The 23,463-nt window shown below is 69.4% G+C and carries 18 protein-coding genes; 6 read left to right on the top strand and 12 right to left on the bottom strand.

What is annotated here, in order from left to right; all coding sequences use genetic code 11:
- Positions 1 to 20: 20 nt before the first annotated feature.
- Entirely contained in the window at positions 21 to 851 is an 831-nt protein-coding gene (locus EDF50_RS08565; RefSeq protein ID WP_123519142.1) for an aldo/keto reductase, read from the bottom strand.
- A gap of 110 nt (positions 852 to 961) precedes the next feature.
- Positions 962 to 2,170 carry an MFS transporter gene (locus EDF50_RS08570; protein ID WP_123519143.1) on the bottom strand — a complete coding sequence of 403 codons (1,209 nt, stop codon included), beginning with the start codon at positions 2,168 to 2,170 and terminating at the stop codon, positions 962 to 964.
- Positions 2,171 to 2,486: 316 nt separating this feature from the next.
- Here EDF50_RS08570 and nrdH point away from each other — a divergent pair, with 316 nt between their 5' ends.
- The 4 genes from nrdH (at position 2,487) to nrdF (ending at position 6,459) form a co-directional block, all read left to right on the top strand.
- On the top strand, positions 2,487 to 2,720 hold the full coding sequence (gene nrdH, locus EDF50_RS08575) for a glutaredoxin-like protein NrdH (RefSeq protein WP_043596549.1): 234 nt from the start codon (positions 2,487 to 2,489) through the stop codon (positions 2,718 to 2,720).
- Positions 2,721 to 2,814: 94 nt separating this feature from the next.
- Entirely contained in the window at positions 2,815 to 3,234 is a 420-nt protein-coding gene (gene nrdI, locus EDF50_RS08580; RefSeq protein ID WP_123519144.1) for a class Ib ribonucleoside-diphosphate reductase assembly flavoprotein NrdI, read from the top strand.
- A 32-nt stretch (positions 3,235 to 3,266) separates the two neighbouring features.
- Positions 3,267 to 5,372, top strand: a complete 2,106-nt coding sequence (nrdE, locus tag EDF50_RS08585) for a class 1b ribonucleoside-diphosphate reductase subunit alpha (RefSeq protein ID WP_123519373.1) — start codon at positions 3,267 to 3,269, stop codon at positions 5,370 to 5,372.
- A gap of 85 nt (positions 5,373 to 5,457) precedes the next feature.
- Positions 5,458 to 6,459, top strand: coding sequence for a class 1b ribonucleoside-diphosphate reductase subunit beta (gene nrdF, locus EDF50_RS08590; protein WP_123519145.1), 1,002 nt, complete (start codon positions 5,458 to 5,460; stop codon positions 6,457 to 6,459).
- Between the two features lie 241 nt (positions 6,460 to 6,700).
- On the opposite strand, the gene EDF50_RS08595 is transcribed toward nrdF, so the two are convergent.
- The 4 genes from EDF50_RS08595 to EDF50_RS08610 form a co-directional block, all read right to left on the bottom strand.
- Positions 6,701 to 8,560 carry a beta-galactosidase family protein gene (locus tag EDF50_RS08595; protein ID WP_123519146.1) on the bottom strand — a complete coding sequence of 620 codons (1,860 nt, stop codon included), beginning with the start codon at positions 8,558 to 8,560 and terminating at the stop codon, positions 6,701 to 6,703.
- 32 nt (positions 8,561 to 8,592) lie between these two features.
- Positions 8,593 to 9,855: a kynureninase gene (locus EDF50_RS08600; protein ID WP_123519147.1), complete on the bottom strand. Its 1,263-nt coding sequence runs from the start codon at positions 9,853 to 9,855 to the stop codon at positions 8,593 to 8,595.
- Positions 9,852 to 11,021, bottom strand: a complete 1,170-nt coding sequence (locus EDF50_RS08605) for an amidohydrolase (RefSeq protein ID WP_123519148.1) — start codon at positions 11,019 to 11,021, stop codon at positions 9,852 to 9,854. The genes EDF50_RS08600 and EDF50_RS08605 overlap by 4 nt, the downstream gene beginning before the upstream one ends.
- A 106-nt stretch (positions 11,022 to 11,127) precedes the next feature.
- Positions 11,128 to 11,922: a class I SAM-dependent methyltransferase gene (locus tag EDF50_RS08610; protein ID WP_199738688.1), complete on the bottom strand. Its 795-nt coding sequence runs from the start codon at positions 11,920 to 11,922 to the stop codon at positions 11,128 to 11,130.
- A 72-nt stretch (positions 11,923 to 11,994) separates the two neighbouring features.
- Here EDF50_RS08610 and msuE point away from each other — a divergent pair, with 72 nt between their 5' ends.
- Both msuE and EDF50_RS08620 read left to right on the top strand, forming a co-directional pair.
- Complete coding sequence (gene msuE, locus EDF50_RS08615) at positions 11,995 to 12,711, top strand: FMN reductase (RefSeq protein WP_123519150.1); 717 nt, start codon at positions 11,995 to 11,997, stop codon at positions 12,709 to 12,711.
- Between the two features lie 56 nt (positions 12,712 to 12,767).
- Positions 12,768 to 13,172, top strand: a complete 405-nt coding sequence (locus tag EDF50_RS08620) for a hypothetical protein (protein ID WP_148076795.1) — start codon at positions 12,768 to 12,770, stop codon at positions 13,170 to 13,172.
- 66 nt (positions 13,173 to 13,238) lie between these two features.
- Here EDF50_RS08620 and EDF50_RS08625 read toward each other — a convergent pair whose 3' ends face one another.
- From EDF50_RS08625 to hrpA, 6 genes are all read right to left on the bottom strand, one after another.
- Positions 13,239 to 14,774: an alpha-N-arabinofuranosidase gene (locus EDF50_RS08625; RefSeq protein ID WP_056048936.1), complete on the bottom strand. Its 1,536-nt coding sequence runs from the start codon at positions 14,772 to 14,774 to the stop codon at positions 13,239 to 13,241.
- A gap of 83 nt (positions 14,775 to 14,857) precedes the next feature.
- Positions 14,858 to 15,769 carry a carbohydrate ABC transporter permease gene (locus tag EDF50_RS08630; protein ID WP_123519152.1) on the bottom strand — a complete coding sequence of 304 codons (912 nt, stop codon included), beginning with the start codon at positions 15,767 to 15,769 and terminating at the stop codon, positions 14,858 to 14,860.
- Positions 15,766 to 16,740 (bottom strand): carbohydrate ABC transporter permease, encoded by a 975-nt coding sequence (locus EDF50_RS08635; protein ID WP_123519153.1) that lies wholly within the window; start codon positions 16,738 to 16,740, stop codon positions 15,766 to 15,768. The genes EDF50_RS08630 and EDF50_RS08635 overlap by 4 nt, the downstream gene beginning before the upstream one ends.
- A gap of 112 nt (positions 16,741 to 16,852) precedes the next feature.
- The gene (locus tag EDF50_RS08640) at positions 16,853 to 18,238 is read right to left on the bottom strand and encodes an extracellular solute-binding protein (protein ID WP_123519374.1); all 1,386 of its coding nucleotides are present in this window, start codon (positions 18,236 to 18,238) and stop codon (positions 16,853 to 16,855) included.
- Positions 18,239 to 18,372: 134 nt separating this feature from the next.
- Positions 18,373 to 19,401, bottom strand: coding sequence for a LacI family DNA-binding transcriptional regulator (locus EDF50_RS08645; protein ID WP_123519154.1), 1,029 nt, complete (start codon positions 19,399 to 19,401; stop codon positions 18,373 to 18,375).
- Positions 19,402 to 19,427: 26 nt separating this feature from the next.
- Positions 19,428 to 23,321 carry an ATP-dependent RNA helicase HrpA gene (hrpA, locus tag EDF50_RS08650; RefSeq protein ID WP_123519155.1) on the bottom strand — a complete coding sequence of 1,298 codons (3,894 nt, stop codon included), beginning with the start codon at positions 23,319 to 23,321 and terminating at the stop codon, positions 19,428 to 19,430.
- Positions 23,322 to 23,463: the final 142 nt, after the last annotated feature.

A 23,463-nucleotide genomic window follows, 5' to 3' on the forward strand; every position in this document is an offset into this window, starting at 1 on the left:
CGGGGCCGCACCCGACCGGGTCAGCCGTTGTGGTCGGGGTGCGAGCCGGTGCGCTCGCCGGTCTCGATGCCCGCGATGGCGGCGAGGTCGCCGGGGTCGAGCTCGAAGCCGAAGACGTCGAGGTTGGCCCGGATGCGCGACGGCGTGACCGACTTCGGGATCACGACGAGGCCCTGCTGCAGGTGCCAGCGGATCGTCACCTGGGCCGGGGTGACCCCGTGTTTCGCACCGATGCGCACCAGCGCCGCGTTGTCCAGGATGCGCCCTCGGGCCAGCGGCGACCAGGCCTCGGTCACGATGCCGTGCGCGGCGTCGAAGGCGCGCAGCTCGTGCTGCTGCAACCACGGGTGGGCCTCGACCTGGTTGATCGCCGGCACGACGTCGGTCTCGGCCATCAGGCGCTCGAGGTGCGCCACCTGGAAGTTGCTCACGCCGATCGAGAGAGCGCGGCCCTCGGCCCGGATCGTCTCGAGGGCCCGGTAGGTCTCGACGTACTTGTCCTGCTTCGGGGCAGGCCAGTGGATCAGGTAGAGGTCGACATGGTCGGTACCGAGCTTCGTCAGGCTCTCGTCGAACGAGCGGAGCGTCTCGTCGTAGCCCTGCGCGGTGTTCCAGACCTTGGTCGTGAGGAACACCTCGTCCCGGGGCACGCCCGAGGTGCGCAGGGCGCGGCCGACGCCCCGTTCGTTGGCGTAGAACTCGGCCGTGTCGAGGTGGCGGTAGCCCTCGGCGAGGGCGGTCTCGACGACGCGTTCGGCCTCGTCGTCGGCGACCTTGTAGACGCCGAGGCCGAGTTGCGGGATCGTGCGGCCGTCGTTGAGGGTGATCTGGGGCACGTCGATGGAGGGCATGCCCCCACTCTGCCAGCGGCAGACCGACACGTGTCGCACGGCCCGGGTGACGGTCGGCTGAACGGCGCGTGCCTGGCCGGCCGGCCGGCCGTCCGACGCGGAGGCGCGGGTCAGCTGGTCTGGACCGGTACCGGTTCGGTGTCGGGCAGGGGGCTCGCGTCGCGACCGCGCAGGTCGGGCAAGCCCTTGTGGAAGACGGCGCCCACGATCATGCCGACGAAGGCGAAGCAGGCGGCCACGACGAGGCCGCCCTGGCCGCCGATGTGGTCGATCGCGAAGCCGGCGATCGCCGAGCCCAGGGCCGAGCCGATCAGCTGGCCGGTTCCGGCCCAGCCGTAGGCCTCGGCCGTGTCGCTGAACTTCACGCTCGACGAGACGACCGCGAACATGACGGCGAGGGCGGGAGCGATGCCGACGCCGGCGATCAGCAGCGTGATGCTGATGGGCCAGAGACCCGTCGCGAAGACCGCGAGGGTCATGCCCACGAAGACGATCGCGATGCGGCGAGCGAGGGCCCAGGGGCCGACGGGGACGTGACCGAGGGCGAGGCCGCCGACCAGCGACCCCGCGGCGAAGATCGCCAGGGCGATGCCCGAATCGGCGCTGCCCTCGCCGAAGAGCGCCACGACGCCCGCCTCGACCGCGGCGCAGGCACCGATGAGCAGGAACCCGGCCACGGTCGCGAGCAACACCGTCGGCCGGGCGAGCACCTTGCCGAAGGCCCGCTTGCTGCGGGGGATGCGGACGCGCCCGACCTCGGGCGACGCGATGAACCAGATGCCGCCGCCGACGAGGAACGCCGCGGCGAGCCAGATCGCCTCTCTCGTGCCGACCTGTGTGCCGACGAAGGTCGTGATGACCGGACCGGCCACCCAGATGATCTCTTGTGCGGACGCGTCGAGCGAGAAGAGGGGAGTGAGCTGGTTCGAGGTCACCATCTTGGGGTAGATGGTGCGCACGGCCGGCTGCACCGGGGGCACGCTGAGGCCCGTGACGAAGCCGAGGGCCATGAACACCGGCACCGAGAAGTCGTACAGGGTGAAGGTGACCATCGTGATCAGGCAGACCACCAGGGTCAAGGTGAGCACCGGGCGCATCGCCCAGCGGCCCATCCAGCGGCTGGTGAGCGGGCCCGAGATCGCCTGGCCGATGCTCGTCGCGGCGAGCACCAGGCCGGCCGCGGCGTACGAGTGGTGGACGTGCTCGACGTGCAGCAGGAACGCGAGCGACAGCATGCCGAACGGAAAGCGCGCGGTCAGCTGGGCCGCGATGATGCGCGAGACGCCAGGCGTCTTCAGCAGGGTCGAATAGGTGCTCACGAGGGGTCAAGTCTACGAGCGCGACCGACCCCCGCGACACGCCGGGGGCCCGAATTGGGTACAGGGGCGTGGAATGTCGGGGGTGGGGAGAAGGATGTGCACAACCCCGCCATAAACGGGGGAGAACCGGCCCCGATCTGTTCACAACCTGTGCATGGGCCTGTGGATAATTACAGGCGTGTAACACCGCATCTAGTTGTGCCCCCCGGTGTCGGCCACAAGATGTAGTATCGAGGAGTCGCCACGGGCACTACGCCCCGCAGGCTCACGAACCACCGATCCGGCCTCAGGGGCCGGCCAGAACACAGGGGATCCCATGGCCATCACCGTCTACACCAAGCCGTCCTGCGTCCAGTGCACGGCCACCTACCGGGCACTCGACAACAAGGGCATCGAGTACGACGTGCTCGACGTGACCGCCGACGACGCGGCCCTCGAGAAGGTCCGCGCCCTCGGCTACATGCAGGCCCCCGTCGTCATCGCCGACGACGACCACTGGAGCGGCTTCCGCCCCGACAAGATCGCCGCGCTGGCCGCCAAGGTCGACTAGTCGACCGGGCGCCCCGCGCCCGACCGCTTGCGATCGACCACTTGGGCCGTGCCCGGGGTCCGGCCCACCACCACGTCGAAGGCGAGGTCTCGTCGTGACGAATGAACTCGTCTACTTCTCGAGCGTCTCGGGCAATACCGACCGCTTCGTCACGAAGCTCGGTCTGCCGGCTCGGCGCATCCCGCTGTTCCCGTCCGAGCCACCGCTCCACGTCCGTGACCCCTACGTCCTCGTCCTGCCGACCTACGGCGGCGGCGAGGGCCGAGGCGCCGTCCCGAAGCAGGTCATCCGGTTCCTCAACGACGAGGGCAACCGACGCCTCATCCGAGGCGTGATCGCGGCGGGCAACACCAACTTCGGAGAGGGCTACTGCTTGGCCGGCGACATCGTCGCGGCCAAGTGCGACGTTCCCCTTCTCTACCGTTTCGAAGTCTTCGGAACACCAGACGACGTACAAGCCGTACACACAGGATTGGAAGAATTTTGGACGCAGCAGTCGATGACCTCGAAGTGATCGCCGCACCGGGACAGGGTCTCAGCTCGGGGATGGACTACCACTCCCTGAACGCGATGCTCAACCTCTACGGCCCGTCCGGCGAGATCCAGTTCGAGAAGGACCGCGAGGCGGCCAAGCAGTACTTCCTGCAGCACGTCAACCAGAACACGGTCTTCTTCCACAACCTGCGCGAGCGTCTCGACTACCTCGTCGAGAACGAGTACTACGAGGCCGCGACCATCGAGCGGTACGACTTCGCCTTCATCGAGAAGCTGAACGACCTCGCCTACTCGAAGAAGTTCCGCTTCCAGACCTTCCTCGGCGCGTTCAAGTACTACACCTCGTACACGCTCAAGACGTTCGACGGCAAGCGCTACCTCGAGCGCTTCGAAGACCGCGTCGTCATGACCGCCCTCGGCCTCGCCCGGGGCGACGAGAAGCTCGCCGTCGACCTGGTCGAAGAGATCATCGCGGGCCGCTTCCAGCCGGCCACGCCGACCTTCCTCAACACGGCGAAGGCCCAGCGCGGCGAACTCGTCAGCTGCTTCCTGCTGCGCATCGAAGACAACATGGAGTCGATCTCGCGCGGCATCAACTCGTCGCTGCAGCTGTCGAAGCGCGGCGGCGGCGTCGCCCTGTCCCTCTCGAACATCCGTGAGGCCGGCGCGCCGATCAAGCAGATCGAGAACCAGTCGTCGGGCATCATCCCCGTCATGAAGCTGCTCGAAGACAGCTTCAGCTACGCCAACCAGCTCGGTGCCCGTCAGGGTGCCGGGGCGGTGTACCTCAGCGCGCACCACCCCGACATCATGCGGTTCCTCGACACCAAGCGCGAGAACGCCGACGAGAAGATCCGCATCAAGACGCTGTCGCTCGGCGTCGTCGTGCCCGACATCACGTTCGAGCTCGCCAAGAACAACGAAGACATGTACCTCTTCTCGCCGTACGACGTCGAGAAGGTCTACGGCGTCCCCTTCGGCGACGTCGCGATCAGCGAGAAGTACCGCGAGATGGTCGCCGACTCGCGCATCAAGAAGACCAAGATCAAGGCTCGCGACTTCTTCCAGACGATCGCCGAGATCCAGTTCGAATCGGGCTACCCCTACATCGTGTTCGAAGACACGGTCAACAAGGCGAACCCGATCAAGGGCCGCATCAACATGTCGAACCTGTGCTCCGAGATCCTGCAGGTCAACACGCCCACCACGTTCAACGAAGACCTCTCGTACAACGAGATCGGCAAAGACATCAGCTGCAACCTCGGCTCGATGAACATCGCCCTCTCGATGGACGCCCCCGACCTCGGCAAGACCGTCGAGACCGCGATCCGCGGTCTCAGCGCGGTCAGCGACATGAGCCACATCACCTCGGTGCGCTCGATCGAGGTCGGCAACGACCAGTCGCACGCCATCGGCCTCGGCCAGATGAACCTGCACGGCTACCTGGCCCGCGAGCGTGTGCACTACGGCACGCCCGAGGCGATCGACTTCACGAACATCTACTTCTACACGGTGCTGTTCCACGCCCTGCGTGCCTCGAACACCATCGCGATCGAGCGGGGCGTCACCTTCGGCGGCTTCGAGGACTCCACATACGCGTCGGGCACCTTCTTCGACAAGTACACCGAGACCGAGTGGAAGCCCGAGACCGAGCGGGCGGCCGCACTGTTCGCCGACGCGGGCGTCGCCATCCCCACGCAGGACGACTGGCGTGCGCTCAAGGCCAGCATCATGCAGCACGGCATCTACAACCAGAACCTGCAGGCCGTCCCGCCGACCGGCTCGATCTCGTACATCAACCACTCGACGTCGTCGATCCACCCGATCGCGTCGAAGATCGAGATCCGCAAGGAGGGCAAGCTCGGCCGCGTCTACTACCCGGCGCCGTTCATGACGAACGACAACCTCGAGTACTACACCGACGCGTACGAGATCGGGCCAGAGAAGATCATCGACACCTACGCCGCGGCGACGCAGCACGTCGACCAGGGTCTGTCGCTCACGCTCTTCTTCAAAGACACGGCGAGCACCCGCGACATCAACAAGGCGCAGATCTACGCATGGCGCAAGGGCATCAAGACGATCTACTACATCCGTCTCCGCCAGCTGGCGCTCGAGGGCACCGAGGTCGACGGCTGCGTCAGCTGCATGCTCTAGGCCCTGTGGCCACCCGGCGCGGGCCGGCCTCGAGACCCGGCCCGCGCCTCCTGAATTCACACTCTTCCCTTCTGAAAGGCACGTCATGACCCTCACCGATCCGGTCCACGCCACCGGCAAGTCGGTCCCGCTGATCACGTCGGTCAGCGCGATCAACTGGAACCGCATCCACGACGACAAAGACGTCGAGGTCTGGAACCGACTGGTCAACAACTTCTGGCTGCCCGAGAAGATCCCGCTGTCGAACGACGTCCAGTCGTGGAACACCCTCACGCCCGAAGAGCAGCAGATGACCATGCGGGTCTTCACCGGCTTGACGTTGCTCGACACGATCCAGGGCACCGTCGGCGCGATCAGCCTGATCCCCGACGCGATCACCCCGCACGAAGAAGCCGTCTACACGAACATCGCGTTCATGGAGTCGGTGCACGCCAAGAGCTACTCGTCGATCTTCTCGACCCTCGCGTCGACGCCCGAGATCGACGACGCCTTCCGCTGGTCGACCGAGAACGTCAACCTGCAGAAGAAGGCCCAGATCGTCCTCGACTACTACACGGGCGACGACCCGCTGAAGCGCAAGGTCGCCTCGACGCTGCTCGAGTCGTTCCTGTTCTACAGCGGCTTCTATCTGCCGATGTACTGGTCCTCGCGCGCCAAGCTGACCAACACGGCCGACCTGATCCGCCTCATCATCCGCGACGAGGCCGTGCACGGGTACTACATCGGCTACAAGTTCCAGAAGGGTCTCGAGGGCGCCTCGGACGAGCGCAAGCAAGAGATCAAGGACTACACGTTCAATCTGCTCTTCGAGCTGTACGAGAACGAGATCCAGTACACGCAAGACCTCTACGACGGCGTGGGCCTCAGCGAGGACGTCAAGAAGTTCTTGCACTACAACGCCAACAAGGCACTGATGAACCTCGGCTACGAGCCGATGTTCCCCAAAGAGGCGACCGACGTGAACCCGGCGATCCTCTCGGCCCTCTCGCCGAACGCCGACGAGAACCACGACTTCTTCTCGGGGTCGGGCTCGTCGTACGTCATCGGCAAGGCCGTCAACACCGAAGACGAGGACTGGGACTTCTAGCCAGTCCGCTGGTCGACCGGTCAGGCAAGAAGAAGTAAGTGCGCCCCGGCCGCAGGGTCGGATCGGTCACGGACGAGCGGTGCTGGTGCGAGCCAGCACCGCTCCTTCTTTGTGACGACCAGTGCTGTAAGGGTGGAACGGGGAAGCCGGAACACCCCCGAACAAGCGCTACACCCCTGGTGCTGCGGGTGTGGCGTTGGTTCGGGGGTAGTAGCCAGACAAGACGAGCCCGCGCGCGGGGCTACTCCTCGAGGTGCCCCAGGTCGGGTTCGGCCACGAACGACACCACGGGCGCACCGGCCGCGCCCGTCTCGAACACCACGAGGTCGTTGTCGCCCGCGCGAAGCTGCTCACCGGGCACGTAGAGCGTGTGCTGCGGGCCGCGCGTCCAGTAACGGCCGAGGGCGAAGCCGTTCACGAAGGCGACGCCCTTGCCCCACGAGCGCGTGTCGAGGTACAGGTCGGCCGGTGCGTCGAGCGTCACCGTCGCGTGGGCGAACACCGGCCCGTCGAGCGACGAGACGGTCGGGGGCATGGGCGCCCCACCGTGTCCCGACCAGGCGTCCTCGTCGGGGGTCGCGAGCGACGAGAGGTGACCCACGAGCGCCAGCAGGTCGTCCGGCCCGAGCACGCTCGACTCCCACCCGGTCAGCTCGAGGCCGTCGAGCAGCGCCGGGCCGATCAGGCCCTTCGCTTCGCCGATGTGGCTGCCGTAGTTCACGCGACCCAGATCTTCGACGAGCACCTCGAGCACGTGACCCGGTGGCACCGTGATCGACCGCTCGTGCTGGTCGCGCTGCAGGACACCCACCCGGCGGCCGTCCACCGACACGATCGCCCGGTCGCGCACGCCGCCGAACGACAGGACGCGGGTTTCGGCACCCGCGGGCAGCGCGACCCGGTGCAGCGTGAACCCGCGGTAGGTGCCGAGCTCGTCCATGCTCGGGACGCCGCCCGTGCGGACCCACCCGGGGTCGGTCGGACCGAGCAGTCGATCGCGGTCGTACCCGAGCAGGACTTCGAGCGGGACCGCCAGGTCGAACGTGGTCGTCAACACCGGGGCGGGGCGGCGGCGCTCCGGCACCTCGTCGGGCACCGGGGCGTGCCGGGCGATGACGTCGCGGAACGCGAAGAACTTGTCCGTCGGCCAGCCGGCCTCGTCGAGCGGGGCGTCGTAGTCGTACGAGGTGACGTGCGAGTGGTAGGTGCCCTTGTGGTTGGCGCCGTTCGTGAACCCGAAGTTCGTGCCGCCGTGGAACATGTAGACGTTCACCGACGCCCCCGCCGCGAGCAGCTCGTCGAGCTCGCGCGCGGCGTCGTCGACCGGCGTCGTGTGGTGGTGCTCACCCCAGTGGTCGAACCAGCCGTCCCAGAACTCCGAGCACATGAGCGGCCCGGTCGGTTGGTGCCGTCGCAGGGTCGTCAGTCGTTCGGTGGCCCGCGAGCCGAAGCTGCCCGTCCTGTGCAGCTCGGGCAGGCTGCCCCGCGCGAGCATCTCGTCGGTCGGCTGGTCGACCGTGGTCAACGGCACGATCACTCCGGAGGCGCGGGTCAGGTCGACGAGGTGCCTCAGGTACCCGGCGTCGTCACCGTATGCGCCGTACTCGTTCTCGATCTGCACGATCACGACGGGCCCGCCGTGATCGATCTGCCGGGGGACCACGATCTCGTAGACGGTGCGGAGGAACTCGTCGACCGCCGTGAGGTACCGTGGCTCGCTGCGTCGCACGCCCACGGCCGGGTCGTCGAACAGCCACCCGGGTAGTCCTCCGCCGTCCCACTCGGCGCAGATGTAGGGGCCCGGGCGGACGATCGCGTGCATGCCCTCGGCGGCCACCAGGTCGAGGAAGCGGCCGAGGTCGAGCCCGGCGCCCGTGTCGAAGGTGCCGCGACGGGGCGAATGGGCGTTCCAGGCGACGTAGGTCTCGATGGTGTTGAGGCCCATCAGCCGGGCCTTGTGGATGCGGTCGGCCCACTGGTCGGGGTGCACCCGGAAGTAGTGCAGCGCGCCGGCGATCACGCGGTGCGGGCGTCCGTCGAGTTCGAAGTCCTTCGGGCCGACGACGAAACGGGTACTGGAGGGAGCTGTGTCGTGGGGCATGGGGCCTCTCGGGTCGGGTCGGGGGTGCGTACTCAGCCGTCGAGCAGCGCCGCCCGGATCGCGGCGATGCCGACGCGCACCTCGGCGAACGAGGTGCTGAGCGGCGACAGCCCGATGCGTAGGGCGTCCGGGTTGCGGAAGTCGGGCACGACACCGGCGTCCCAGAGCCGGGCGACGATCGCGCGGAACGACTCGTGCGTGATCGTGACGTGGCTGCCGCGTTCCGCCGCGAGCCGCGGCGTCGCGACGGTCACGCCGAGCGGGACGAGCCAGGCGTCGACGAGATCGAAGGCGTAGTCGGTCAGGGCGAGCGACTTCGACCGGATCGCGTCGATGCCGGCCTCGTCGATCAGGTCGAGCATGTCGTGCATCGCGAGCATGCCGAGCACCGGGGGAGTCCCGCTGATGAACCGCCGGATGCCTGACGCCGGCTGGTACCCGTCGGCCATCGCGAACACGTCGGCCGCGCCCATCCAGCCCTGGATCGGCTGGTCGAGCTCGGGCAGCAGAGAGGCGCGGACGTAGACGAAGGCGGGAGCGCCCGGGCCGCCGTTGAGGTACTTGTACGTGCAGCCGACGGCGAGGTCGACGCCCCACTCGTCGAGCCGCATCGGCACGACGCCGACACTGTGGCAGAGGTCGGCCAGCACGAGACCGCCGGCCTCGTGCACGAGCGCCGTGATCGCGGGCAGGTCGACCAGCCACCCCGATCGGTAGGACACGTGGTTCACCAGCAGCAGCGCCGTGTCGGGCCCCACGACGTCGCGCACCTGCGACACGGTCACGCCGGTGGCCTTGTCGACGGTGATCCAGCGGATGGTGGCCCCGTGCTCGCGCGCGATGCCCTCGACGACGAAGCGGTCGGTCGGGAACTGGTCGTCGTCGATGACGATCTCGTGGCGGTCCGGGCGGGCGCGCAACGCCGCCCGGATCGCCTTGTAGAGCAGCACGGTGGTCGAGTCGGCGACGACCGTCTGACCCGGGGCGGCCCCGAGGCAGGCCGCGGCGATGCGGTCGCCGAGCTCGGTCGGCAGGGACATCCAGCTCTCGTCCCACGAGCGGATCAGGCGCGTGCCCCACGCGCCCTCGACGAACTCGGACAGTCGCGACAGCGTGGCGCCCACGGGCCGCCCGAGGGAGTTGCCGTCGAGGTACGAGACCACGTCGACGGCCGGCACGAACCGGTCGACGAACGACGCCAGCGGGTCGGCGGCGTCGAGCGGCCCGGCGGGATGCGCCGAGGCCTGCTCGTCGGGGTCGGTGGCGTCGACGGGGTAGGCGAGCGGATCGGTCATCTGGTCTTCTCCTCGAGGGCGACGGCGAGCAGCTCGTCGGCGGTCAGTGCTGTCGCGCGGGCGAGCCAGGCCGCCCGTTCGTCGGAGGACGCGGAGGCGCGGGGCGCGTCCGCGATCCAGGTCACGCGGGTGAAGGGCAGCCGCGCACCGTCGGCCGGCTCGGCGACGTCGGGCGCGAGGGCGTCGAGCAGCCCCGCCAGCCCGAGGCCGGCCCGACCCAGCGCGCGCAGCTCGCGCTCGTTCACCCCGAGCGGTAGGTCGCCGTTGCCGAGGTCGGTGCCGTAGAGCACCCGGCCACCGGCGGCACGGAACCGCGAGAGGTTGTCGACGGCCGTCAGGAATGCGGACCGACCTTGGCCCTCGGTCGCAGGCTCCCTCGGCGCTGGGGTCGCGGGTCGCTTCGCGACCCCCTGAGCTCCACCGCGCCCGTGGATGTCGAGCGTGCTCACCCACGTCGTCGACGCGGCCAGCCGGGCGATCAGGTCGTCGTCGAGCCGTTCGCTGAAGGGGGTGTGCGCGAACCGGTCGACACCGGCGTCGGCCGCGCGCGCGGCCTGGCCGACCCCCTGGGCGTGCGCGACGACGGGCAGGTCGAGCCCGTGTGCCGCGTCGACCACGGCCCGCAACGTCGCGTCGTCGAGCACGGGCCCGGCGTCGGTGTTCAGGGTGACCTTGACGACCGATGCGCCGAGGGCGTGCTGCTGTTCGACGAGCCGGGCCGCTCGGCGCAGCCGGGTCGAGGCGCGCAGGCCGCCGACCGCGAGGGAGGCGCGGGGCGGCGCCCAGCCCGACCGGCTCGGGTAGCCGCCCGGCGCCGTGATCAGGCCGCCGGCGACGGATACCTCCGGCCACCCGTCACGGCCCGACCGACCGAGCCAACCGCGGGCCACCGCGGGGTCCCAGCCGAGGTCGACGACGCGCGAGATACCGCCGACCGGCAGGCGTGCCGCGTCGATCAGCCCGAGGTGGACGTGCGAGTCGGTGAAGGGCGCGAGCACGGTGCCCGGTACGTGCGGCAGTCCGGCCCCGGCCGGGGTGTCGGCGTCGTGCGCGTCGGCCGGCCCGGCGAAGACGACGCCGTGGGAGTCGAGCCGCAACACGCTGCGACCGGACCACCGGCCCGACCAGGCGTGGTCGACCGTGACGAGCCGCGCCTCCTGATCCATGACCCCGACCCTATTCGTGCGTGCTGCCGGAGCCCTGCAGGCCCGCCCGCGTCCGGGGACGACGAGGCGGGCCCGCGGCCCGGGGGAGGAACCGAGGAGGCGCGACCTAGCCGGGCAGGACGACTCGCGAGCAGCGCGCGACGTAGGGCAGACGGATCAGGTCGACCCCGCGGGTGTCCGGGTGCGTGTCGAGCAGCCGCTCGACGTCGCCCAGCAGCGCCGCGCGGTCGTCGGGCGTGAGCGTGATGACGTAGCTGCGCGACGCGATCATCGCGAGGAACTCGTCCCGCCCCAGCTCGTGCGTCCACGCGACGTCGTGTCGCTCGACGACGCCGAACGGCGCACCCACGACGGGTGCGTCCGACCCCATGTCGCGCTCGCGCGGCTGATGCATCACCCGGCTGAGCTCGGCCACCCACGGCGCCGACTCGTCGCGGATGTTCCAGATCAGGCCGAGGGTGCCGCCGGGCCGCAGCACGCGGGCGATCTCGGGTACGGCGCGGTCGGGGTCGACCCAGTGCCACGCCTGCGCGACGAGGACGGCGTCGACCGAGTCGTCGCCGAGGGGGATGCTCTCGGCGGACCCCGCGACCGACGTCGCCCCGGGGACGACCTGCTCGAGGGTGGTGCGCATGCCGGGCGAGGGTTCGACGGCCGTGACCGACGGAGCGCGGTCGAGCAGCAGGCGGGTGAGCTTGCCCGTACCGGCGCCCAGGTCGACCACGTGACAGGCGCCCTCGGGCAGCAGCCAGTCGACGGCTTCGAGGGGATACGACGGGCGCCCCCTCTCGTAGACGTCGGCGGCCAGCCCGAACGAGGCGGCGAGGTCGGAATCGGGACGTGCGGGGTCGAAGCCGTGGGCGGTCGGGTCGAACCCCTCGTGGGTCGGATGATGTGTCACCGGAGCACTGTCGCACGTCACGGTGCGTCACACACCCCGTGTTACGTCCGTCTCGGGCGCAGCATGGACGGGATGACTTCTTCGCTGCCTCCGACCTCCTCGACCGCGCGACCGGTCCGGCCCCTGCGGGTCGTCGCCGTGTCGGGCACCCTCAGCACGCCGTCCAAGACCGATGCCCTCGTGCACGAGATCGTGACGGCGCTGGGCGACGTCCTGCCCGTCGAGGCGCACGTCATCCGGGTCAGCGAACTCGGCCCGCTCCTCGCCGGCGCGCTCACCCGGGACCAGCTCGACGAGCGGGTCGAGCGCGAACTGGTCGCGATCGAGACCGCCGACCTGCTGATCGCCGCCTCGCCCGTGTACCGCGCCTCCTTCACCGGGCTCTTCAAGCACCTGTTCGACTTCGTCGAGCAGTACGCGCTCGTCGACGTGCCCGTGCTGCTCGCCGCGACGGGTGGCAGCGAACGGCACGCGCTGATCATCGAGCACTCGCTGCGACCGCTGTTCGGGTTCTTCCAGGCCCTGACGCTGCCGCTCGGCGTGTACGCGCACACGACCGACTTCACGGCGACCGGAGGCGCGGAGAAGTACGCGGTCACGGCGCCCCTGCTGCAGGAGCGCATCCGCCACGCGATCCAGCGCGGCCTGCCCCTGATCCGGTCGAGCATCGCCGAGAAGGAGCGCATCGAGCGGAGCCTGGACGACGGGGGAGCGGACGACCACCTGTCGATGGGCGACCTGCGCGCGAGCGGGCTCGACGTCTCGACCCCGACGCGACTGTTCAGCTGAGGCGCGACCCGAAGGCGGGGCAGCCGCTCAGGATGCCCACGGGTATCGTGGTCGTCGTGACTCTCGACCCGACGCACCGTGACCCGTCCGTCGCGCACGCCGGCATCCGCGACAGCGAGGCTCAGCGTCGGCTCGGCCTGTTGCCGTCCGGGGTGCTGCCGGGACGAGCCGCCCGGTGGGTGGCCGACGGCGTCGACGACCCGTCGGTGCGCGCGCTCGCCGAGGCGCTGACCACCACCGACGACGACCGCGAGGCGTTGCTCGCCCGGGCCGCCGCCGACCTCGGCCTCGGCTTCGACTCGGTGCGTGAGGCGCGCGCCCACCACGGCCAGCGGGTCGTCGAGTCGATGACCGCCTCGTCGGCTCCGAACGACGCCCTGGGCTTCTCGAACAGCTTCACCGACACCATCGAGGAGTCGGTGCGCGACAGCATCGCTCGTCTCTTCAAGCCCCGGCGCTGAGCCCGCACGCAGGAGGCGCGGTACCGGTCGACACCGGCACCGCGCCTCCCGAAGGTCGCCCGTGGGTCAGGCCTTGCCGACCTCGAGTTCGACGACGGCCCACGACAGGGCGGGTAGGCGCAGGCGCGCGGTGCCTCCGTCGACCGTGACGCCGGTCAGCGGGACGAGTCCCACCGTGTCCTGCGCGTTCTCGGTGTTGGACGAGAACCGGTCGCCGCCCTCGGGCACGGCCAGCACCTCGGCGCGGGTGACGCGTCCTCCGCTGAAGCCGCGCAGGGCGACCTCGACGTCGGCGGCCTCGTCGAGACCACGGTTGGCGAGGAAGAACGCGACCGTGCCGGCCTCCTCGTCGTAGGTGGCGCTGACGTCGACCAGGTCGGCGTCGCCGTACTTCTCGGTGTCGACCTTGTCGCTCGTGACGAGAGTGCGCAGGATCTGTCCGGTCGCGAGCGCCGCCATGCGGGCGAACGGCCAGAAGATCGACTGACGCCAGGCGGGCCCGCCGGCCTCGCTGCGGATCGGTGCGATGACGTTGACGAGCTGTGCCTGGTTGGCGATCTTGACCCGGTCGCCGTGGCGCAGCAGCGAGTTGAGGAACGTGCCGACCACGACCGCGTCGGTGACGTTGTACTGGTCCTCGATCAGGCGTGGGTGCTCGCGCCAGCCCTTCGACACGTTGTGCGGCTGGTCGTCGCTGTCGAGGCCGGTCTGGTACCAGACGTTCCACTCGTCGAACGAGATGTCGACCTGCTTCGTGTGCTTGCCGGCGGCCTTGACGCCGTCGATCGTCGAGACGACCTCCTCGATGAACGCGTCCATGTCGACGGCCGTCGCGAGGAAGCTCTTCGCGTCGCCGTCGTGCTCCTGGTAGTAGGCGTGCATCGACACGTAGTCGACCTCGTCGTAGGCGTGCGTGAGCACCTCGTGCTCCCAGGTGCCGAAGGTCGGCATGCCGCGGCCCGAGCTGCCGACCGCGACGAGCTCGATCGAGTCGTCGACGAACTTCATGGCCTTCGCGGCCTCTTGTGCGAGGCGTCCGTACTCGGTGGCGGTCTTGTGGCCGATCTGCCACGGACCGTCGAGCTCGTTGCCGAGGCACCAGAGCTTGATGTCGAACGGGTCCTTCGCCCCGTTGGCGATGCGGCGGTCGCTGAGCGCGGTGCCGCCGGGGTGGTTGGCGTACTCGACCAGCTCACGGGCGGCGTCGACGCCGCGGGTGCCGAGGTTGACGGCCTCCATGACCTCGGTGCCGGCGAGCTTCGACCAGGCGACGAACTCGTGCAGGCCGAAGGCGTTGGTCTCGACGGTGTGCCAGGCGCCGTCGAGGCGACGCGGGCGCTGGTCGACCGGGCCGACGCCGTCCTCCCAGTTGTACCCGGAGACGAAGTTGCCGCCGGGGTAGCGGATGACGGTCGCGCCGAGCTCCTTGGTCAGGTCGAGGACGTCCTGGCGGAAGCCGTTCTCGTCGGCGGTGGGGTGACCGGGCTCGTAGATGCCGGTGTAGACGCAGCGGCCCATGTGCTCGACGAACGAGCCGAACAGGCGGCGAGGGACCGGGCCGATGGTGAACTCGCGGTCGACGGTGATGCGGGCGGTGGACATGGATCTCCTAGCTGAGGGGAACGGCGTGCGTGTGGTCGGAACGGGGACGAGGAGGCGCGGTGCGGCAGGGCGGTCGGATCGGGTCACTGCCCCCCGAAACCGGTGGTCGAGATGCCCTTGATGATCTGCCGCTGGAAGAACAGGAACACGAGGATCAGCGGCAGGGCCGCGAGGACGGCGGCGGCCATGTTCTGCGCGTACTGGATGCCGTAGGCGCTCTCGATGGTCTGCAGGCCGACCGGCAGCGTCAGCAACGACGCGTCGTTCGTCACGATGAAGGGCCAGAGGAAGTTGTTCCATGCTCCGATGAACACGAAGATCGACACCGCACCGAGGATGGGACGCGACAGCGGCAGCAGGATGGTGAAGAACACCCGGATGCGTCCGGCTCCGTCGACGCGGGCGGCGTCCTCGAGCTCGATCGGCACCTGGTCGAAGAACTTCTTCAACACGAACACCATGGCCGGTGCGATCGCCTGCGGCAGGATGATGCCCCAGTACGTGTCGACCATGTCGAACGCGAGCATCTGGTAGAACAACGGCACGATCAACACCTGCGGCGGGATGATGATCGACGCGATCGTCGCCACGTACAGCCACTTCTTGCCGCGGAAGTCCAGGCGTGAGAAGGCGTAGGCGACGAGGGCCGAGGTCGCCACGACGATCAGCGTGATGACGACCGACGTGAACAGGCTGTTGAACAGCCAGACCGGGATGTTGCCCTGCTCGAGCACCCCGCGGTAGGCGTCGAGGGTGAAGCCGCCGGCGGGGATCCAGGTCTGCGGTGTCGCCGCGGCGTCGGCCTCGCTCTTGAACGAGGTCGCGAGCGACCAGAGGAACGGCACGAGCCAGAGGGCGGCGAGCACGACCAGGATGGCCACGCTGAGGACGGCCATCGGGCCGAACGGCTTCTGGCCGGGCTTGTGGCCCTTCCGGCCACGGGCGGCGGTGGGTGCGCGCAGGTCGGATGTGGGGGCGATGGCGGGGGCGGTCATTTCTGGGCTCCCTTGCGGTTGCGGGCCGTGATGCTGAACTGGGCGATCGAGATCACGACGATGACCGCGAAGAAGATGTACGAGATGGCCGACGAGTAGCCGAATCGGTAGCCGGTGAACCCGGTGTCGAAGATGTACTGCACGGCCGAGCGTGTGCTGCCCGCCGGGCCTCCGGTGGTCATCTGGTAGATCTGGTCGAAGACCTTGAGCGACGCGAGCACCTGCAAGATGACGATCAGGCCGGTGGTCGGCCCGAGTTGCGGGATGGTGATCGACAGCAGCGAGCGCCAGCGCCCGGCGCCGTCGAGCGACGCGGCCTCGTACTGCTGGTCGGGGATGTTCTGCAGTGCGGCGAGGTACAACAGGAAGTTGAAGCCGACCGTCCACCAGACGGTGGTCGCGACCACGGCGATCATGGCGGTGTCGGGGTCCTGCAGCCAGGCGGGCTGTGGCAACCCGAGCGAGCCGAGGACGTTGTTGATCGGGCCGAGGGTCGGGCTGTACAGCTGGATCCAGAACAGCGAGACGACCGTCGAGGCGAGCAGGTACGGCAGGAAGAAGCTCAGCCGCCAGAGCCACTGACCCGGCAGCCCGGTGTTGACGAGGATGGCGAGCACGAGGGCGACGACGACGAGCGGGATCGTGCTGAGCACCGTGAACCACAGGGTGTTGAGCATCGAACGCCACATGTCGCCGTCGGCGAAGGCCTCGGCGTAGTTCGCGACACCGATCAGCTCGCCGCCCTGGCCGGTGAGGCTCTGGCCGGTGAAGCTGAGGTAGAAGCCGTGCAGCAGCGGCCAGACCAGGAACACCGCGAAGAGCGCGGTGAACGGGGCGGCGAAGCCCCAACCGATGCGGTTGTCGGACGGGCCGGTCCGCTTGCGGGAGGCGCGGCTGCCGTCCGTCGCGCGGGCGTCGGACCGCGCGCGGTCGGCGGTGGCCCGGGGGGCCTTGACCGTGGTGGAGGTCACAGATCGACTCCTTCGTCGTCGTGATGGTCGGGTCGTGCGGAGGGGGAGGAGAGAGGTGTCGGGCGTGCGGGGTGGCGGGGTCGGCCGGAGGCGCGGGGGCGTCCCATGGCCGTCACACCGGGGCCGGGCGCGACAGCTGGGTGTTCACGCGCGCGACGAACCGCCGCATGCCGTCGGCCGCGTCGTCCTTGGCGAGGATCACCGACTGGATCGAGTCGAGGAAGTACGTCTGGAAGTCCGAGCCCGAGCCGGTGAACCAGGCGGGCGGATCGTAGTTGAGGTAGTCGGCCGCCTCGGCGTAGTTCGCCTGCGGGCGGAGTTCGGCGTACTCGGGGCTCTCGACGATCGGCAGGTAGGCGGGGATGTGGCCGGCGGCCGCCCACGAGATGGAGTCCTTGAGGATGGTCGAGACCATCTTGTAGACGTCCTCGCGCGCGACGACGTCGACCTCGCTCTGCCGGGGCAGCACGAACGCGTGCGAGTCGGCGTAGACGGCCGGCGTGCCGAACAGCGTCGGGATGATGCTGCCGTCGAACGGGATGCCCGCGTTCTCGGCGCTCGGGACCTCCCACACGCCGGTGAAGAGCATGCCGCTCTCGCCGCTGACGAACTCGGCGATGCCCGACTGGATGTCGCTCGCCGTGGCCATCGCCGTGCCGTCGGTGAGCTGTTGCATGAACTCGAGCGCGGTGACGGCGGCCTGCTCGTCGTACTCGACCGTGCCGCCCTCTTTCAGCACCATGTCGGCGCCTTGCTGCTTGTAGAAGGTGTAGAACATGCGCCAGAGCTGGGCGCCGTCGTTGAGGTAGCCCCACGAGGCGCCGTGCTTGCCGGTGACCTGCTGCATGGCGTTCGCGACCTCGAGGAACTGCTCGGGGCTGGTGATCTCGACGAGCTTGCCGTCGGGGCCGAGGGCACCCGCCTGGGCGGCGACGTCGGTGTTGTACAACAGGATGAACGGGTGCGAGTCGAGAGCGACCGAGTAGAGGTCGTCGCCGCTGAAACCCTTCTGCCAGACCGCCTCGGCGAAGTCCTGCTCGCGGACGCCGTACGACGCGAGCTTCTCGACGTCCCACGGGTCGAGCAGGCCGCCGGGAGCGTAGCCGGGCACGCGGGACGCGTGCATGATCGCGACGTCGGGGGCGCGGCCGCCGGCCGAGGCCATCGCGAGCTTCGTGTAGTACGGCGTGCCCCAGGCGAGGACGGTCTGCGTCGCGTGGAACTCGGGGTTCTGCTCGTTGGCCTGGTCGATCAGCGCCGACATCTTGATGCCGTCGCCGCCGCTCAGCAGGTGCCAGAACTTCAGCTGCGCGACGTCCGTGCCCGAGCCGGTGACGGCGCCGGGGGCGCAGCCCGAGAGGCCCGTGGCGACGAACGCCCCGCCGACGAGCGCCGCCGAGCCGAGCAACATGCTGCGGCGGCTGAGGCCTCGGGGGGTGATGGTGCTCCGGGTGGTGCCCGATCGTGGTGCCGGGGTCGTGCGATCGTTCTCGGTCATCTTCACTCCTTTGTGATGCGTGACGAGAGCGACTATTCCATCGTTGTAACGGATGCGCAAGGGGCATACGGCACACCGTCAGGACACGGGCACGGCGCCAGGCTCTCCCGTGGCGTCGTGCCCGTCTCGTGGTGTCAGCCGCGGGAGCCGCTGCTGGCTCGGACGACGATCTCGTGGGGGATCAGGACGAGCTCGGCGGCACCGTGCCGGTCGGCGATGCGGGCCGCGAGCAGCTCGAGGGTGCGGTCGACGAACAGGCGCTTGTCGAAGGTGACGGTCGTCAGCGGCGGCACGGAGAACCTGCCGTCGACGATGTCGTCGAAGCCGGCGACGGCGACGTCGCCGGGCACCCGGAGGCCGGCCGACGTCAGGGCGCTGACGGCTCCGATGGCGAGGGAGTCGGTGAAGCAGAAGATCGCGTCGGGCCGGTCGCCCCGATCGACGGCTGCCCGGACGACCGAGAAGGCGTCGGCCGAGGTCCATTCGGGGCACGAGTACTGCAGGGCGCGGTCGAGGGGCAGGCCGGCCTCGGCCATGGCCTGCTCGAAGCCGCGGGTGCGGGCGCGGGCCGTGGCCGTGTCGAACTCGCCGGCCGAGTCGCCGAGGGTCGCGATGCGGCTGTGCCCTGCGGCGATGAGGTGGGCCGTCATGTCACGGGCGGCGGCGACGCTGTCGACCCGTACCTGGTCGACGAGGGTCTGTTCGACCTCACCGATCACGACGACGGGCGGCAGCGAGTCGGCGGCCGCCCCGGTGCCGGCGGACGACAGGGCGCTGGCGTCGAGCGTGATCGGGTTGAGCACCAGGCCGTCGACGAGGTGCTCCTTGCCCCGCGAGAGCAGTTCGCCCTCGCGCTCCGGCCGTGAACCGGTCTGCTCGAGCTGGATCGACCAACCGCGCTCGTGAGCCTGCTCGACGAACCAGTGCGTCATCTCGGCGCTGTACGGGGTGCTCAGGTCGGGGAAGGCCAACGCGATCGACCCGGTGCGCCCGGTGCGCAGACCGCGCGCACTGAGGTTCGGCACGTAGTCGAGCTCGGCGAGCGCGTTCTCGACCCGGTGCCGGGTGTCGGGCCGCACGAACACGACGCCGTTGATCACGTTCGAGACGGTCTTGGGCGACACCCTGGCGAGTGCCGCCACGTCCTTCACGGTCGCGCGCATGCGTTCAGGCTAGTGGTGGCCGGCGTTCAGGCGGAGGCGAGCACCTTGACGATGCGCTGCAGCGATACGCTCTCGCTCGGTCGCAGGTCTTGCGCGAACAGGCTGAGCCGGAACTCCTCGAGCATCCAGCGGGCGCGGACGAGCGAAGGAGGCGCGGTGTCGGTCGGCGGGAACGTCCCGCCCGCGGCCTCGTACCGCTCGGTCGCCTGCTGCACCTCGCTCAGCCAGACGCGGTCGCGCCCGGGGTTCTCGAGCAGTTTCGCCGTGCGCTTCGTGATGCCGACGAGGTACACCGGCACGCGTTGCAGCTGCTGGAGCCCTGTCTGCGACACGAAGCCCGGACGGATCAGCCGGTCGCGTTGCTGCCGCATGTCGGTCAACGCCGCGAGCAGGGTCATCGAGGTCGCGCCCTTGAGTGCCTTGTCGGCGTCGCGGGCCGCGGTGAGGGTGCGGGCGACGAGCGACACCGTCTGGAACATCTGGTCCATCACGGCCCCCGAGACCCGGTCACGGGTCGAGAGGAACTCCTTCTTGGTCATCACCATGCCGTCGGGCTTCACGCGGAACAGCACGTCGTCGACGACCGCCACGAGGCAGTCCGCGAAGAGCGCCGACGTGTTCTGGTACGGACTGGTCGCGAGGATCAGCTTCTCGGCGCTCGTCAGGTGCTGCTGCACGTAGGCCACGGGCGACGGGGTCGCCAGCATCAGCAGGCGCCGCACGCCCTTCGGCGTCGCGAGGGCCTGGTCGGCCGGCGTGGCCATCAGGGTGATCGACACCGAGTCGCCGTGGTCGACCAACGCCGGGTAGGCGCGGATCACCGTGTCACCGTGGCGCGTGTCGACGACGGCGGGGAGCTCGTCGAAGTCCCACGACGTCAGGCCCTCGCGCTCGATCGAGCTCGTGGGGCGAGGCGCGACGGGCGTGGTGTCGCCACCCGCGCCTCCTCGTCCGCGACCCCGGCCACGGCCGCGCTCGTCGCGTCCGCCGCCCTGCGTGACGCGGGCGACGCTGTCCCGCGTCGCGTCGCGGAGGCGGTGCTGCAGGGCGTCCAGGTCTTTGTCGGCGCCGACCGTGCGGCCCCGTTCGTCGACCACCGCGTACGTGACCCGCAGGTGCGCGGGAACACGGTGCAGGTCGAAGTCGTCGGTCGAGACGGGCGCGTAGGTGAGCTTCTTGATGGCCGCGGCCACGGTCGCCGTGAACGGCTCGTCGACGTCGACGGGCGGTGCGTCGGGCAGCTCGTCGGTGATCTTCGACGCCCAGTCGGCGGCGGGCACCACGTTCTTGCGGATCTGCTTCGGCAACGATTTGATCAGCGACGTGACCAGTTCGTCGCGCAACCCCGGCACCTGCCAGTCGAACCCGACCGGACGGAGGCGCGGCAACAGCGGCAGGGGGACGATCACGGTCACGCCGTCGTCGTCGGCGCCCGGCTCGAACTTGTAGCGCAGGGTCAACGTCTGGTCGCCCTGCTGCCACGTGCTCGGGAAGCCCTGTTCGTCGACGTCGGGTTCGTCGTCCCCGAGCAGGTCGGCGGCGGTCATGGTGAGCAGGTCGGGCGTGTCGACCTTCGCCTTGCGCCACCACCCCTCGAAGTCGCGCATGCTGGCGACGTCGGCCGGGATGCGCCGTTGGAAGAACTCGAACGCGGCGTCGCCGTCGACCAGGATGTCGCGACGGCGCCTGCGCTCCTCGACCTCGGTCAGCTCACGGATCAGCTGCCGGTTCTTCTGCTCGAAGGCCTGGTGCGACTCCCAGTCGCCCTCGACGAGCGCGTGCCGGATGAACAGCTCGCGGGCGTAGGCGGGGTCGATGCGCGAGAACTGGATGCGCCGTCGCTCGACGATCGGCACGCCGTAGAGCGTGACGCGCTCGTACGCGACGACGGCGCCCTGCTTCTTCTCCCAGTGCGGCTCGCCGTAGCTGCGCTTCACCAGGTCGGGCGCGAGCGGCTCGGCCCAGGCCGGGTCGATCGAGCCGGCCACCCGGGCGAACAGGCGGCTGGTCTCGACGAGTTCGGCGGTCATCACGGCCGCCGGCGGCTTCTTCGCGAGGCTGCTGCCCGGGAAGATCAGGAACCTCGTCTGGCGGGCGCCGACGAAGTCCTTCTTCTGCGGGTCGAACAGGCCGATCTGGCTGAGCAGGCCGGCCAGCAGGCTGCGGTGCACGCCGTCGGGGTTCGCGCTGCGTTCGCCGATGTGCAGGCCGAGCGGCCTGGCCGCGCGGCTGAGCTGGCGGTAGACGTCCTGCCACTCGCGGATGCGCAGGTAGTTGAGGAACTCGTCACGGCACAGGCGTTTGAAGGCGTTGCCGCTGAGCTCCTTCTGCTTGTCCTCGAGGTACTCGAACAGGTTGAGCAGGGTGAGGAAGTCACCCTTGGGGTCGCGGAAACGCGAGTGCTTCTCGTCGGCCTGCGCGCGTCGCTCGAGGGGGCGCTCACGGGGGTCCTGGATGCTCAGCGCCGACACGATGGCGAGCACCTCGCGCGTCGTGCCCTGCGTCTTCGACTCGACGACCATGCGGGCGAGGCGCGGATCGATCGGCAGTCGCGTGAGCTGCTTGCCGACGCGCGTGATCTGGCCGCCCTGGGTGACGGCGCCGAGCTCGCGGAGCAGGTCGAGGCCGTCCTTGATGCCGCGGGAGTCGGGCGGCTGGAGGAAGGGGAAGGCGGCGATGTCGCCGAGGTTCAGCGAGATCATCTGCAGGATGACCGCAGCGAGGTTGGTCCGCAGGATCTCGGGCTCGGTGAACTCGGGACGTTTCTCGAAGTCGGTCTCGCTGTAGAGGCGGATCGCGATGCCGCTGCTCGTCCGACCCGAGCGACCGGACCGCTGGTTGGCGCTCGCCTGCGAGATGGCCTCGATCGGCAGACGCTGCACCTTGGCCCGGGTCGAGTAGCGGCTGATGCGCGCGGTGCCGGCGTCGATCACGTACTTGATGCCGGGCACGGTCAGGCTGGTCTCGGCGACGTTGGTCGCGAGGACGATGCGCCTCCGCGTGCCGGCGGTCGTGCTGGGCTGGAAGACCCGGTGCTGGTCGGCCGCGCTCAGCCGTCCGTAGAGCGGCAACACCTCGGTGTGCGGCAGGTTGCGGCCACGGATGCTCTCTTCCGCGTCGCGGATCTCGTTCTCGCCGCTGAGGAAGACGAGGACGTCGCCGCTCGACTCGCGCGCGAGCTCGTCCAGGGCCTCGTTGATGCCCTGGAGGTAGTCCTTGTCGTCGGCGCGCTGCCTGCGGTCGCCGCCCCGCGCCTCCTGCCGGTCGCCCTGTCGACCCGCGGGGCGGTCGTCGTCGTCGAGGTCGCCGTCGTCGTCGCTCGTGGAGTCGTCGGCGACGAGCGGCCGGTAACGCACCTCGACCGGGTAGGTGCGGCCGGAGACCTCGACGATGGGGGCGTCGCCGAAGTGCTTCGAGAACGACTCGGGGTCGATCGTGGCGCTGGTGATGATCAGCTTGAGGTCGGGGCGGCGCGGCAGCAGTTGCTTGAGGTAGCCGAGCAGGAAATCGATGGTGAGGCTGCGCTCGTGGGCCTCGTCGATGATGATCGTGTCGTAGCGCTCGAGCTCACGGTCGAAGTGGATCTCGTTGAGCAGGATGCCGTCGGTCATCAACTTGATCTGCGTGTCGGCACCCACCTTGTCGGTGAACCGCACCTGGTAGCCGACCACACCGCCGACCTCGTCCCCGAGCTCTTCGGCGATGCGTTCGCTGATCGTGCGGGCCGCGATGCGTCGGGGTTGGGTGTGCCCGATCTTGGTGCGTCCGAGCTCGAGGCAGATCTTCGGCAGCTGGGTGGTCTTGCCCGAGCCCGTGGCGCCCGCGACGATGACGACCTGGTTGTCACGGATCGCCGCGGCGATGTCGTCGCGCCTCTGGCTGACCGGCAGCTCGGCGGGATACGTGATGGTGGGGATCATGAGCCCTCCATCGTAAGCCGCCCGGCCCGGGGCGGTGCGCGCACGTCGTGTCGCCCCCGGTGAGGTCCCTCCGGCCGTGGTGCACAGGCTTGCCGGGGGACACGGAGACACGGGTCGGTCAGGCGTCATCGTCGCCTCATGC

The sequence above is a fragment of the Frigoribacterium sp. PhB24 genome (assembly GCF_003755185.1).
GTDB lineage: Bacteria > Actinomycetota > Actinomycetes > Actinomycetales > Microbacteriaceae > Frigoribacterium.